The organism is Pseudomonas sp. TH34 (assembly GCF_016650865.1).
Taxonomy (GTDB): domain Bacteria; phylum Pseudomonadota; class Gammaproteobacteria; order Pseudomonadales; family Pseudomonadaceae; genus Aquipseudomonas; species Aquipseudomonas yamanorum.
In genome coordinates this window covers 1-13330 of the sequence record NZ_JAEKFB010000021.1, presented here as the reverse complement: position 1 = coordinate 13330, position 13330 = coordinate 1, and the positions used below count along the sequence as shown (strand labels likewise).

Below are 13330 nucleotides of genomic sequence, written 5' to 3'. Positions count from 1 at the left end.
GTATGTGCTCAATGGCGAAAGCCGCAACACCTGGATCACCCCGGAAAACTACCGCGAAGTAGCGGTGGTGTTCGGGCCGCAGTTCGTCCAGCGCCACGGTTTGGAGGTGGCGAACCTGGAGGGGTTGTTCATGGCCCCGCTCAATTCCCTGCAAAACGCCTTGTTCAGCCGCTGGCTCAGCGGCACGCTGACGCGGCTGTCGGCCACGTTTGACCCGCCGAGTCGCGATGCCCTCACACAACAGTTGCTGGACGACTGCCTGTTCATCCTCGACAACGCCTGCGTGTGCCTGGACAAGGGTTCATTGCAGCGGCGCACCGAGGAGCGAATCATCATGGCGCGCGTCGGCGAATGGGCGGCGGATGTGCCGGATGAAACCGTCAACCTGCTGGAGCTGGCGCGCATTGCCGGCGTGCCGTTGCGCCAGTTGCAGCAGGGGTTCAAGACGTACACCGGGATGAGCCCGGCGCAATGGTTGAGGTTGCGCCGGTTGAACAGTGCACGGCGGGAGTTGTTGAACCCGCCGTCAGTGGACACCACCGTGGCGGAAGTGGCGATGAATTGGTCGTTCTGGCATTTGGGGCGGTTTTCAAACAGCTATCGGGCGTTGTTTCAGGAGTTGCCCAGCGAGACTCTGAAACGCCAGAGGTAAGTGTTGAAGATCGTTCCCACGCTCTGCGTGGGAACGATCAAAGCTGAGACGGGACGTCTCAAAGCGAACCCTTCTCGAAAACTTGTAAAACACCGCCGTTATGCCTAGCTTATGCGCCCTCCGCTCTGTGCTCTCAGGCCTTCCCCCATGGTTTTGCGTCTTCGTCCCGCTGTTCCTTCACATTTCGCCCTCGGCCTGTTGCTCAGCACAGGCATCGGTAGCAGCCAGGCGGCTGATATCGAGCTGTCGGAGGTGAAGGTCCAGGGCCAGGATGAATCCGGCTATAACAGCGACACCGCGTCGGTGGGCGGTTTCAATGAAGCGCCGCTGCTCGACACGCCGGCCTCGATCGCGGTGTTCAACGAGTCGCTGATCAAGGATCAACAGGCGCGCTTGCTCAGCGAAGTGCTGCGCAATGACGCCTCGGTGGGCGACAGCTATGCACCCATCGGCTACTACGAAAACTTCGTGGTGCGCGGCTTCTCGCTGAATGCCGCCAGCAGTTACAAGATCAATGGCCGCACCATCACCGGCGAGCAGAACGTTGCCCTGGAGAACAAGCAGCGCGTGGAGTTGCTCAAGGGGTTGTCGGGCCTGCAAAGTGGGATCTCCGAGCCCAGCGGCGTGATCAATTACGTGACCAAGCGCCCGGAGGATGTGCGCTCGGTGACGGTCTCCACCGATGATCGCGGCAGCGGTTACCTGGCCACCGACGTGGGCGGCTGGTTTGGCAGCGAGCAGCAGTTCGGCCTGCGCGCGAACGTGGCCCATGAAGACCTCAACGCTTATGTCGAACATGCCAATGGCCACCGGGATTTCCTGTCCCTGGCCTTCGACTGGAACATCAGCCCCGACGCGGTATTGCAGCTGGATGCCGAGTATCAGAACAAGCAGCAGCGCTCGGTGCCGGGTTATCAATTGCTGGGCGGGACCGAGGTGCCGCACGACGCGTCACCGAAAAAACTGCTGGGGCATCAGAGCGGTGCGAATCAGGTAGGGATCGATTCGCTGAACCTCAATGGCAAGTTTGAGTACCGCTTCAATGACCAATGGAAAGGCAGCGTGAGCGCGGCGCGCAGCAAGGTGGTGATTGATGATTACAGTTCGTTTGCGTGGGGTGGCGACACTGCGGGCAACGGCAATTACTTCAGCCCGGAAGGCGACTATGGCATTTACGACTTCCGCAGCCCGGATGACACCCGCCGCGATGATGAAATTCAGGCGGCGATGACCGGGTTGTTTGATACCGGTGGGCTGGGGCATGAGCTGACGTTTGGTACGAGCGCGTTTCGCCGAGTCGTGGACAATCGTGTACCGATCAATCAATGGATCGGCACGGGCAATATCAATCAGGAGCCGGAAAACTTCCCGCGCTACGACGGCGAACTCAACCCCAGCCACCGTCGCCTGGACAGCCGCCAGTACGGCCTGTTCCTGACTGACACCATACGTTTCAATGAACAATGGCAGACCGTGCTGGGTGGCCGTGAGGTACGTCTCGACGAGCGCGCCTACGATACCAACGGTGATGAATCGCGCCATACCCAGCAATACATGTTCCTGCCCCAGGCAGCGCTGATCTACAAGCCGATTGAAAACCTGTCGCTCTATACCAGCTACAGCAAGGGTTTGTCTCTGGGCGGCACGGCGCCGTGGTACGCCCTCAACAACCTCGACACCCTTGCCCCAACCGTCTCCCGCCAAATCGAAGCCGGTGTGAAATACGACTGGCGCCGCATCAGCTTCGCAGCCGCGATCTTCCAGACTCGCCAGGCCTATCAATACGCCAAACCCGACGACGCGGGTGCGTTCACCTACATGCAACAAGGCCAACAGAAAAACACCGGCCTGGAGTTATCCGCCAACGGCTGGGCCACCGAGCGCTTGCAGATCGCCGCCAGCGTCGCGGCCATCCGTGCACGAGTGTCGGGCAGCGGCACACCGGAATACGAAGGCCATCAGGCGATCAACGTGCCGAAACTGCGCGCCAGCCTGTATGCCGACTACGCCCTGCCCTGGGTCGACGGCCTGGCGTTGCTCGGCGGCGTGCAATACAGCGCCAACAAGTACGCCAATCGCACCGGTGATGTGGAAGTGGGCGACTACGCCATCGTCAACGTGGGCAGCCGCTACACCACAAAGCTCGATGGCTATGAAACGGTGTTTCGCCTGAGCGTCGACAACCTGTTCGACAAGCGTTACTGGCGTGATGCCGGTGAATACATGGGCGATGACTATCTGTTCCAGGGCGCGCCGTTGACCGCACGCTTGAGTGCAACGGTCAACTTCTGACGGTACGCGGGATCGCCAGGCATAGCGCCGCCAAGGCGCACACCAACAGGGTCCAGCCCAACTGCTGGGCCCAGGCCGCCACGGTCAACCCCGCACCGATCACCAGGTAATACAGCAAACCGAACAAGGCACCGGCGGTGCCGAGGCGGTCGCGATAAGCCGTCAGCGCTGCCCCCAGCACATTGGGAATCGCCATCCCGAAGGCCATGACCACCAACAGCATCGGCAACACGAACAGCCAACGCTCCTGCAACAGCACCACCATCACGCTGCCCACTAACATCACGCCACCGGCTGCCAGCACCAGCTGTTCGCTGCCGGCCCCGCGCTTGAGCAACCCCTTGTTGAGCCAGGCCCCAAGCCCCGATCCCAACGCCAGCAGTACGCCGCTATAGCCGAACTGCTCGGCAGACAATCCCAGGCGCTGGAAAACAAACGGCCCCAGGCTGTAATAACTGAACAGCGCGATATTGAAGACCGCGACCAGCCCCACCGAACGCCACAGGGCCGCATCCTTGAGCATCAGGCCCAGGGTGCCACGCAACGAGGCCGTGGGCAGCGAGGCCGGGCGGGTTTCCGGCAATGCCCACAGGCACCAGGCCAATAACGTTAGCGCCAGCAGCAACAAGCCTGTGAGCACCCCGCGATAGCCAAAGTGCTGCACGAGGCCCGCGCCGGTGAACAGGCCAATCGCGGGGCTGGCCGCCAGGGCAATGCCCACGACTGAAAACACCTGCGCCAGTTCGGCGCCGCTGAAGCGGTCGCGCAGCACGGTTTGCGTCACCACCGACCCTACCGCCGCACCAAACGCCGCCAGCGCCTGGGCCAGCAACAAGCCGTTGAACGAGCGCACGCCCAAGGCCAGCGCCATGGCTACGCCGTAAAGGGCCAACCCGGCCAGCATCACCGGGCGCCGACCAAAGCGGTCGCACAACCGGCCCCACACCACCACCCCAAACGCGAAGGCGAGAAAGTACACCGACAAGGTCTGCCCCGCAGCCTCAGGCCCTACCGCAAACGCCTGGCCAATATCCGCCAGCGCGGGGCTGTACAGGGTTTGTGCGATCTGCGGGAACATCAACAATGCCACCGCCAGCACCAGCAATTTTTTCAACATCATCGAAAGGCTCTTCCCGGGTAAACAGGCCAGGGAGTCTAACCAGCGCTGTCTGGCGTATTATCCAGACTTTGACATGTTATCAATGAAATCGGACATTCCATGGCATGGCTTGCGGCGCAGACACCGTTCAATCCCGACCGCTTCGACGCACCCGTGGTGGGCATCGCCGCCCTGCTGGGTGATCACGACTCCGGTGTACATCAGCATCAGCGCGGGCAATTGCTGTTCACCCAACAGGGCTGCACGCGCATTACCCTGGCCAACCAGCTGTGCTTGTTGCCGCCCACTCGGGCAGCGTGGATTCCCGGCGGTGTGCCGCACCGGGCAGTGATGCAACAGACCGTGGATTATCGTTCGGTGTACTTCAGCCCGAAATTGGCCGGACAGTTGCCGGCACAGGTGCGGGTGATTGAGGTGAGTGCACTGCTGCGGGCGGTGCTGGAGCCAATGGCAATGGCGGCGTTCGACACCGATTGGCAAGAGGGCAAATATGCGCATTTGCTGGCGCTGTGCTTGAGTGAAATCCGCGAGGCGGTCGAGCAACCGCTGCTGCTGCCCCTGCCCACGGACAAACGCCTGGCGCCGTTATTGGATAACCTCGACGCGCTGCCGCCGGAGCTGCAAGCCTTGCAACACCAGGTGGCCGCCAGCGGCAAAACCATCGGCCGGATCTTCCTGCGGGAAACCGGCATGGGCTATCAGCAATGGCGTCAACAGTGGCGCTTGATGCGCGCCATCGAGTTGCTCGCCACCGGGCGCAGTCTCGGGTACTGCGCCTTTGAGTTGGGCTTTGCCAGTGACAGTGCGCTGATCGCCTTTTTCAAGGCCATGACCGGCACCACGCCACGGGGTTACTTCAAGTGAATGCCGATTGGCTATAACCCGGTGGGAGCCGTCGAGCTTTAGCGAGGCCGCGATGGCGGTGGATCAGCCGATATCAATATTGACTGTGCCGCCGCCATCGCAGCCTCGCCGGGGCTCGACAGCTCCCACAATGGAGCGGCTTACTTGGGCATCTTGCGAAAGCCCACCGCCAGACGGTTCCAGCTGTTGATGGTGGCGATCGCCACGCTCAGGTCGACTTGCTCTTGCGGGCTGAAGTGGGCAGCCAGTTCGGTGAAGTCTGCATCCGGTGCGTGGGTCTGGCTGAGCAGGGTCAGGCTTTCGGCCCAGGCCAGCGCGGCACGTTCACGGGGCGTGAAGAACGGCGTTTCACGCCAGGCCGACACGGTGTACAGGCGGCGCTCGGTCTCGCCACCCTTGCGGGCGTCGGCGGTGTGCATGTCGAGGCAGAAGGCGCAGCCGTTGATCTGCGATACGCGCAGGCGAATCAACTCCAGCAGCGGCAGTTCGATGGACAGTTTGCCGACGGCGGCCTCCAGGGCGAGCATGGCTTTCATGGCGTCCGGGGAGGCGGTGTAGAAGTCGGTACGAGTTTGCATGGTGATACTCCAGAACAGTGGGGATTGGTGTCTAGAGTAGTGAGGCGGGTGCGTTGGACAAATAGCCAATCCGGGGAAAGATCAGGTAGCCAATGGGACCAATCCTGACGATCACCCCGGCCCTGTGCCTTCGCCACGGAATGCACTGGGGCTCAGCCCGGTCCAGCGCTTGAACGCCCGCCGAAAACTGCGCACATCGCTGTAGCCGACTTCCTCGGTGATCCGTTCGATGGACAACCCCGGGTTGCTCAACAACCCCATGGTCCGTGCCCTGCGCACCTGTTCCAGCAAGCCTTCGAACGTCAGCCCGTGCTCGGTCAGGCGCCGGCGCAAGGTACGCCCGCTCATGTTCAAGTCACTGGCGACCTTTTCCAGCTGGCTGCCCTGCAAATCCCGGGAAATCGCGCGCTCCACCGCCTGGATCAAATCCATTTTCTGATGCAGTTGCGCACTTTCCAGCTCCAGCAATTCCAGGGCCTGGCGCAGGGCCAGGGCGTGGTGATTGGGCAGGCGCACGTCCAGCCACTGGCTGGCCAGGACCATGCGGTTATGCAGGCAGCCGAAGCGCACATCGGCGCCAAACAGCTGGTGATAGTCGGCGACGTAGGTGGGCGCAGCGTGGATAAATTCGACCCGCAGCGGCATGAAACCCTCGCCCACCAGCGCCCGGCCATACACCATCAGGCTCGCGAAGAACTCCTCCGCGGCAAACACCTGGACCTCGGCATAAGGCAGCAGGCATTCGATATCGACGAACACTTCCTGGGGGCCCTCATGGGTGCGCGAAGTGGCGATACCGCCGGACGTGTGCTGATGACGCTCACCGATGGCGAAGGCATCGCGCAACGTCTTGCACAGTGAAATCACATGACCAAGCAGGCCCAGGGTACCGAGTACATTCTGATGGCCCACCCACAGGCCCAGCCCCTGGTCAGGCAATACCTTGAGTGCACGCTGGATCATCGCTACCGCCTGGCGATAGGAAATCCGTTGGGCCGGGTCATCCAGGTCGGCCAGGGTAAATCCCAGTCCACGGCACAGGTGCTCGGCACTCGCGCCCTTGTGCGCGACCACTTGTCCGAGGGTTTGCAGCAGAAATGGCGAGACCAGGGCCAGGTCATAGTGCGGATCAACGGCTTTCCTTTGCATGGGTGTTCGATTCCCGACTGAGTGCTTCAGTTCTTGTTTTGGAAACATCCTGACAATCATAGGCGCTTGCAAGAACTGCTGCACTCTGGATGAAAACTGTCCGCCAAAGTCCCCCTATGTGGCCGCCAATACCCTGCCCTGCTGGCCGTTCAGGGCTTATTTGTATAGGTAGCGTCGCCCTAACAATAATAATGAGCCCAGCCATGAACCCGACCCGTGCGTTTTACCCCGTGCAACTCGCCCTGTTGACCCTCATCAGCCTGCCGGCCCTGGCCACCGAAGGCGGCGTCGACAACATCGGCCCCGGCACCGATGGCTTCTACATCCTGCCGCTGGACGTGAACAACCTGCCCGACCACATGTTCGCCTTCAACATTTACTACAACCATTACGAAGCCAGGAAGCTCGATATCAGCTCGTTGGGTGGCAAGGTGTCGGACGTGAAGATCAAATCCGACGCGATCATCCCGCGCCTGGATTACCTCAGCCCGCTGCGGGTATTCGGCGGGCGCCTGGGCGGCTACATCGCCCAGCCGTACCTGAAGCAACAGGTGTCGCTGTTCGGCATGTCCGACACTCGGGAAAGCATGGGCGACACCACTGTGGCGCCGATCATCCTCTGGGACCTGGGCAAGAACCTGACGGTGGGCACCGCCCTGGAAATCACCCTGCCCACCGGCGAGTACGACGCCACGCGCCTGGCCAATACCAGCAACAATTTCTACACCTACAAGCCGTTGGTGTCGGCGACCTGGTTGCCCAACGACCGTACCGAGCTGTCGATCAAGACCACCTACAGCTTCAACAAGGAAAACCCCGACACCCATTACCGTTCGGGGCAGATTTTTCACTTCGATTACTCGGCCAGCTACAAGGTGACGGATAACCTCAGCCTTGGGCTCAACGGCTACTACCTCAAGCAGACCACCGACGATAAGCAGTACGGGCGTACCGTAGTGAACATCTACGGCGAGGATGTGGATGACGGGGTCAAGGGCCAGGTGTTTGCGATCGGTCCGGCGGTGTATTTCACCTTCCTCAAGTACGCGAGTGCCGAGGTGCGCTGGGCCAAGGAGTTTGATGTGCAGAACCGGCCGGAAGGCGACATGTTGTGGGCGAAGTTGACGATTCCGTTTGCCTTGTAAACCCGGTTGAACATGTGGGAGCTGGCTTGCCTGCGATAGCATCACCTCGGTATCACTGAAAAACCGAGTTGCCTGCATCGCAGGCAAGCCAGCTCCCACATGTTGATCGGGGTTTCTTCAGGTGTAGACCGGCCAGGTATCGACGATTTTCCCGCCCCGCACCGCCAGCAAATCCCCGAACTGCAACAGCACAAACTCGCTCTGGGTCGGGCGCAGGAACACCTGGTCTTCCACGTTCAGCCCCACTTTGGGCGAGCCGTTGACCATTTCCTGATTGGAGCTGCGCCCGTACAGGTCATTACTCTGCAAGCCCTTGGGCGATTCAAACTCGGCCATCCAGTTCCCCCCATAAATAAAGAACGTGGCGCGCTGATTCTCATCCCACCACGAGAACAATCGCGACTTGCCGTCCAGCGCCGGAATATCCACCGGCCCGGTGCTTTTCAACACGGGCGTGGCGATAAAGGCCGCCGGCACATGCTCGCTCAGCGACGGCAAGTCATAGTGCGTCGGCTTGAGCAACGCGGTGCCCACCGACACCTCGCTGCTGAGCTTTTCCTGCTCGTGAATGCGATAGCTCGGGCTGCCTGCCGTATTCAACGTCAGGCCATCCCGCCACAGCGGCACAAAGTGCTGGCGGGTGTAATCCACATAGCCGTTGTAGCGCTGCATGACCTTGTCGAACAGGTCCTGGGGCGAGCCGAGAATCCCCGGCACGCCCATGCCCACGAACGGGTCGTAGCCCATGAACCCACTGAATTCCAGCTGCTGTGGATGCGCGCTGATCATCGTCAGCATCTGCCCCAGCACCGCGTTGTCGCTGATGCCGCCGCGATGCAGGCCCACGTCCAGTTCAATATTGATCCGCAGCTTGGTGCCCAACCCCTGGGCCAGCGCCAGGTATTGTTGCAGGCGCTCGGGCGTGTCCAGCAGCCATTGCAACTGGCGGGACGGGTCGAACGGCCCCTTGTGGGTTTGGTAAAACAGCTCGGCCGAGCGCACCGGCAACGGCTTGCCCAGCAGGATGTCAGCGTCGGGAAAGACCTGGGCGTCGTGGTTCAGAAATGGCTGGTGAAACGACATCAGGCGCTGGGTGCCGGCACGCTTGGCGATGTAAGCCAGCAGCCCCGGCGACGGCAGGGATTTCTCCACCAGCCGCAGGTGTTTGCCGCCGCGCTGCACCGACTGCATGACCACGTCGATGTTGTGGTCCAGCTTGTCCAGGTCGATCAGCATCACCGGGCGCATCGGCCCATGGGCCTTGAGTTCCTGGTTGAGGCTGCGGAAATACTCGGTGTACGGGCTGCCCCGGTCGCCGGGCCTGAGCAAGATGGTCCCCCCATCAGCAACACGCCGGTGCCGAGCATGAAATGTCTGCGGTTCATCAGGCCACTCCCAAAATTGATGACAGGTGCGCATTGAGAAATTTGCCGCTGGGGTCCAGCTCGCGGCGCACCCGGGTGAATTCCTCCCAGCGCGGATACAGCGGCTGCAAGGTGCGCGCGTTAAGGGTGTGCAATTTGCCCCAGTGCGGACGGCCGGCGTATTTCCAGAAGATCGGTTCCACGGCGGCGAAGAAGTTGTGGTGGTCCATGGTGTAGTGCTGGTGCACGGAAATCGAACAGCTGTCGCGGCCCTCGAACATGCTCAGCGGAATGTCATCGGCCTTGACGTAGCGGTACTCGATGGGAAACCAGGTGCGCAGGTCCTTGTCGTTGATCAGCTTGAGGATTTCCCGCAGGCAGGCCGGGCCGTGTTCGGCGGGCACCGAGTATTCCATCTCGTTGAAGCGCACGTTGCGCACGTTGGCGTACACCTGGAACGACTCGGCGACGCGGTCATCGAAGCTGGCAAAAAACCGCAGGCTGTTGAGCAAGGTCCGCCGGGCGTCGGGGAAATCGCTGCCGTACTTATCGAGTTTTTCGATGATCGACACAAACTCGTTGCCGCCCGCCTCGGCCGGGTCGATGGGCGGGGTTTCGGGGTCGGTGGTTTCATTCAGGGCGATGGACAAGGCGTAGTCGGAATGGGTCACCACGAGCATTTCCCAGTGCTGGTTTTCCCGGGTGTTTTTCCCCACGTCTTCCAGCAGTTCTTCGGTCTTGGCGATCCACTGGCGCTCTCGCAGGCGGTAAGGCGCGCGGTTTTGCAGGCGGATTTGAGTGGCCACGCCCAGGGCGCCGAGGGACACCCGGGCGGCGCTGAACACCTCGGGGTGGCGCTTGGCGTCGCACTCCAGCACCTCACCCTGGGCGGTCACCAGTTGCAGGCCGGTGACGCAACCGGAGTAAGAGGTGAAGCCCACGCCCGTGCCGTGGGTCGAGGTGGAGATCGCCCCGGCCAGGGTCTGGTAGTCGATATCCGCCATGTTCGGCAGCGCCTGGCCAACGTCCTTCAACGCCTGGCCCATGCGCGACATCGGCGTGCCAGCGGCGAAGGTGGCCTGCAAGGTGTGCGGGTCGTGATCCAGCAAACCATTGAAGTAACTCAGGGACAGCAACGTGCCGTCGGTGGGCACCAGCGCACTGAACGAATGGCCCGAGCCCACCGGCCGCACCTTACCCGGCGCCTGGCCGATGACCTGCACCAGTTCATCAAGATTCTTCGGCGCCAGCCGCGCCAGGGGCAGACAGGTTTGTGCCCCTGACCAATTGCGCCAGGGAATCAGCCGCGGTGCCCGGGCCAACTGTGCCAGCACCGGGTTACTGGTCAATGCCATGAACGCGCCGGCTACCGCGCCGCGCTGCAATAATTCTCGCCGTGAAAGCGCCATCGCCTACCCCGTTATTCTTATTGGATGTGTTGACCCGACATAAAACTGATCAGCCCCAGGAATTGCTCTTCGGAGCACTGCACGCACAGGCCCATCGGGGGCATGCCGTTATAGCCGTTGATGGTGTGGTCCAGCAGGGTGTCCGGGCCCTGGGCGATGCGCGGGCTCCAGGCCGGGCCGTCACCGGTCAGCGGCGCACCGGAGGCCGGGTTGGCGTGGCACAGCTTGCAACTGGTGTCGTAGACCTGGGCCAGGGCTGCGTCGCCGGGCATGGCATTGGCCGCCGTGGCACGTTCGGGGGGATGTTTCGGTTTGTCGTCACAGGCTGTCAGCAGGCAGGTCACGGCCAGCAGCAGACTGATGCGACGGGGGTTGATTGCCCGCATAGCCACCTTCTCTCTTATTGTGTGAAAGCGTGATCCACACTAAGGCAGCCAGGGCGCGGCGTTGAGGGTATTGGGGGACAGAAAGGGGGGCTTGGGCGGACAGTTGATTGAGCCGCAACGCCGATCAAATGTGGGAGCGGGCTTGCTCGCGAATGCGGTGTGTCAGCCACCAAATTTTTAACTGATACACCGCATTCGCGAGCAAGCCCGCTCCCACCGTTAGAATCGAGGTGGGCTTAGAAGGCTATACCAACCTTGAACCCATACTCGTCACGCTTGAGCTTGGTGTTGTCGGCCACGTACGAGTCGCCATCGAGCTTGTACTCGGTGCGGGTGTAGTACAGGCCCGCCATCACCGGCAGGTCGCCTTTCTGGTTCATCAGCAGGCTGACTTCCGCGTACGGGTTGGTGCGGTCCTTGAGGTCCACGGTGTCGCTGCCAATGCCGTCGACCTTGAGCTTGGCGCGGCCGTCGATGGTGCGGCGGGCACCCAGTTCAACGCGCATGGTCATGTCATCGAACTGGTGGTTGTAGCCCAGGGCCGCCTTGGCGAACGGCGATTTGTTGGTGAGTTTCATGTCGTAGTCGCCCGAGTCCGGCTCGTAGCGGGTCCAGCTGTAGCCGCCACCCACCAGCACGTCGACGAAGTTGCGCGCATCCAGCGCGGCACGCCAGCCGAGGTCGAGGTCGGCCTGGCCTTCCTTGAGCTTGTTGTCGCTTTTTTCACCGTACTTGGCTTCGATACCGGCCTGGTAGATAAAGCCGGATTCAGCCGTCAGCTTGTTGCCGAAGTTGTAGAACAGGCCGGCTTCGGGCATGTGGTCCTTGTCGCTCTGGCTACCGCCTTCGAGTTTGAAGTCGTTGTAGCTGCCGAGGATACCGAAGGTGGAAATCGGGTCGGTCGGCGCTGCGGCGAACACCACACCCGGTGCAGCAATCAGGGCCAGGACCGAGGAATTCTTGAGGATTTTTCCGAATAGTTTGGACATCGTTTTACGTCTCCATTGTAGGTGGCAAATTATTCAGGAAACGCTTCGAACCCTCGTTTTGGCGAAAGGTTCGAATTATTTTGCACCTTTTTTCGAGGTAAAACGGTTCAGCGATGGCTCTATATCAGGCCTCTTGGACAGGGACCAGCAAACGACCGAGCATTGGCCGCAACTGTGGATGCTCCGGCAGGTGAATGCCAAAGCTGGCGTGCAGCAGCGTCAGCAGCTCGTCCACATCCTCGATGACACGCTTCTCGCTGGCCCGGCCCAGGTGGTGAATCGCGTACTGGCCGTTGTTCAGTGTGCGGCGAAATCCCGGGCCGATGAGTGCGACTTTCAACTGGCTGAGGAACGACGAGTCCGGGTGGGTGGAGACGTACCAGTTGCCGATTTCGTAGTCGATGCGTGACTGCAACTGCAGGTCGAATACATACAGCCCGCGCCACTCCCCCGCCACCTGCGCCCACAAGGTGTAGCTGCCCTCGTTCAGGCTCAGGCGATAGGGTTCATGGGCCGTGGCCTGGGTGGCGTCGGTGTCCAGTTGCAACGGGCTGGTGGGCACCATGCCACCAAAGCCCACATCGCTGATGTAACGCGTGCCGTCCAGGGTCACCAGGCTCAGGCGGTGGGTGCGCCCCGTCAGCGCATCGGGCGGCCCGCCCATCACCACGCGACCGGTGATGCCCCGCGCGTCGAAGCCCAACTCCTGCAACAAAGCCAGGAACATCTGGTTCAGCTCGTAGCAATAACCACCCCGCCCGTCGAACAGGACTTTGTGCTCAACGCTCGGCAAATCGATGGGTACAGGCACGCGCAGCAAGGTCGACAGGTTTTCAAACGCGAAGGTACTGACGTGGCGCAACTGCAAATCCTGCAGGGTTTGCAAGGTGGGCGGTGGCGGCGTGTCGTAGCCCAAACGTTGCAGGTAGAGGCGGCTGTGGGTCAGCTCAGGCATGACGCAATCCTTGAGTCGGTGGCGAAGGCTCCACTAATACCCTGACGGCCGTTGTTTGCCAATTGTGATTTGAATCAAATGCAAGCCCTCGGATGCATAAACTTTCTGAACCTTTCTGAACCGATTTATATCCATTCAAAACAAGACAGGGAGGCATCATGAGTACCGCAATGATCTACACCATCCACTACTTGCTACACGGCGAACCAAAAACCTTTGTGGTGCGTGCCGAGGTCATGAACAACGCCGAAGCGTGGCATTGGGCGGCCGTTGACGCCGACATTGCCCACGTGGGGCGGATAGGCCGGCCGGGCCATGAGCGGGTGAAAAAGACCACTCGGCCCTGGGCGGAGAAGTTCGGCATCACTGAGGTGACCTGGGTAGCTCCGAAACGGCTTGGCTGAGGAAAGAAAGCCCCGCTCGACGG

At 61.2% G+C, this 13330-nt stretch carries 13 protein-coding genes; 5 read left to right on the top strand and 8 right to left on the bottom strand.

All coding sequences use genetic code 11. The features are described 5' to 3' along the window. Together JFU58_RS16930 and JFU58_RS16925 are read left to right on the top strand one after the other, a co-directional pair. Positions 1 to 652: AraC family transcriptional regulator (locus tag JFU58_RS16930; protein WP_201141268.1), on the top strand; the 652-nt coding region annotated here is incomplete at its 5' end. A gap of 147 nt (positions 653 to 799) precedes the next feature. Continuing rightward, a complete protein-coding gene (locus JFU58_RS16925) occupies positions 800 to 2944 on the top strand; it encodes a TonB-dependent siderophore receptor (protein WP_201141266.1) in 2145 nt (714 codons plus the stop codon). Here JFU58_RS16925 and JFU58_RS16920 read toward each other — a convergent pair. After that, positions 2934 to 4064 carry an MFS transporter gene (locus JFU58_RS16920; RefSeq protein WP_201141264.1) on the bottom strand — a complete coding sequence of 377 codons (1131 nt, stop codon included), beginning with the start codon at positions 4062 to 4064 and terminating at the stop codon, positions 2934 to 2936. The genes JFU58_RS16925 and JFU58_RS16920 overlap by 11 nt on opposite strands. Before the next feature lie 99 nt (positions 4065 to 4163). Between JFU58_RS16920 and JFU58_RS16915 the strand changes: the two genes are divergently transcribed. Continuing rightward, positions 4164 to 4928 carry an AraC family transcriptional regulator gene (locus JFU58_RS16915; RefSeq protein WP_201141262.1) on the top strand — a complete coding sequence of 255 codons (765 nt, stop codon included), beginning with the start codon at positions 4164 to 4166 and terminating at the stop codon, positions 4926 to 4928. A gap of 140 nt (positions 4929 to 5068) precedes the next feature. On the opposite strand, the gene JFU58_RS16910 is transcribed toward JFU58_RS16915, so the two are convergent. After that, positions 5069 to 5506 carry a carboxymuconolactone decarboxylase family protein gene (locus JFU58_RS16910; protein WP_093208226.1) on the bottom strand — a complete coding sequence of 146 codons (438 nt, stop codon included), beginning with the start codon at positions 5504 to 5506 and terminating at the stop codon, positions 5069 to 5071. A gap of 111 nt (positions 5507 to 5617) precedes the next feature. Then, complete coding sequence (locus tag JFU58_RS16905; protein ID WP_063028829.1) at positions 5618 to 6655, bottom strand: AraC family transcriptional regulator; 1038 nt, start codon at positions 6653 to 6655, stop codon at positions 5618 to 5620. 203 nt (positions 6656 to 6858) lie between these two features. On the opposite strand from JFU58_RS16905, the gene JFU58_RS16900 reads away from it, so the two are divergent. Continuing rightward, a complete protein-coding gene (locus JFU58_RS16900; RefSeq protein WP_177071961.1) occupies positions 6859 to 7800 on the top strand; it encodes a SphA family protein in 942 nt (313 codons plus the stop codon). A 117-nt stretch (positions 7801 to 7917) separates the two neighbouring features. Here the strand turns inward: JFU58_RS16900 and JFU58_RS16895 are convergent, their stop codons facing one another. The 5 genes from JFU58_RS16895 to JFU58_RS16875 form a co-directional block, all read right to left on the bottom strand. Further along, the gene (locus tag JFU58_RS16895) at positions 7918 to 9129 is read right to left on the bottom strand and encodes a DSD1 family PLP-dependent enzyme (protein ID WP_242488272.1); all 1212 of its coding nucleotides are present in this window, start codon (positions 9127 to 9129) and stop codon (positions 7918 to 7920) included. Positions 9130 to 9184: 55 nt separating this feature from the next. Further along, positions 9185 to 10513, bottom strand: coding sequence for a D-arabinono-1,4-lactone oxidase (locus tag JFU58_RS16890; protein ID WP_201141270.1), 1329 nt, complete (start codon positions 10511 to 10513; stop codon positions 9185 to 9187). Positions 10514 to 10590: 77 nt separating this feature from the next. Beyond that, positions 10591 to 10959 carry a c-type cytochrome gene (locus JFU58_RS16885; RefSeq protein ID WP_063028825.1) on the bottom strand — a complete coding sequence of 123 codons (369 nt, stop codon included), beginning with the start codon at positions 10957 to 10959 and terminating at the stop codon, positions 10591 to 10593. Positions 10960 to 11195: 236 nt separating this feature from the next. After that, the gene (locus JFU58_RS16880) at positions 11196 to 11948 is read right to left on the bottom strand and encodes an outer membrane beta-barrel protein (RefSeq protein WP_063028823.1); all 753 of its coding nucleotides are present in this window, start codon (positions 11946 to 11948) and stop codon (positions 11196 to 11198) included. Between the two features lie 124 nt (positions 11949 to 12072). Beyond that, positions 12073 to 12903, bottom strand: coding sequence for an arylamine N-acetyltransferase family protein (locus tag JFU58_RS16875; RefSeq protein ID WP_201141258.1), 831 nt, complete (start codon positions 12901 to 12903; stop codon positions 12073 to 12075). A 158-nt stretch (positions 12904 to 13061) separates the two neighbouring features. Here JFU58_RS16875 and JFU58_RS16870 point away from each other — a divergent pair, with 158 nt between their 5' ends. Then, a complete protein-coding gene (locus tag JFU58_RS16870) occupies positions 13062 to 13307 on the top strand; it encodes a DUF6555 family protein (protein ID WP_063028819.1) in 246 nt (81 codons plus the stop codon). Positions 13308 to 13330 lie beyond the last annotated feature (23 nt).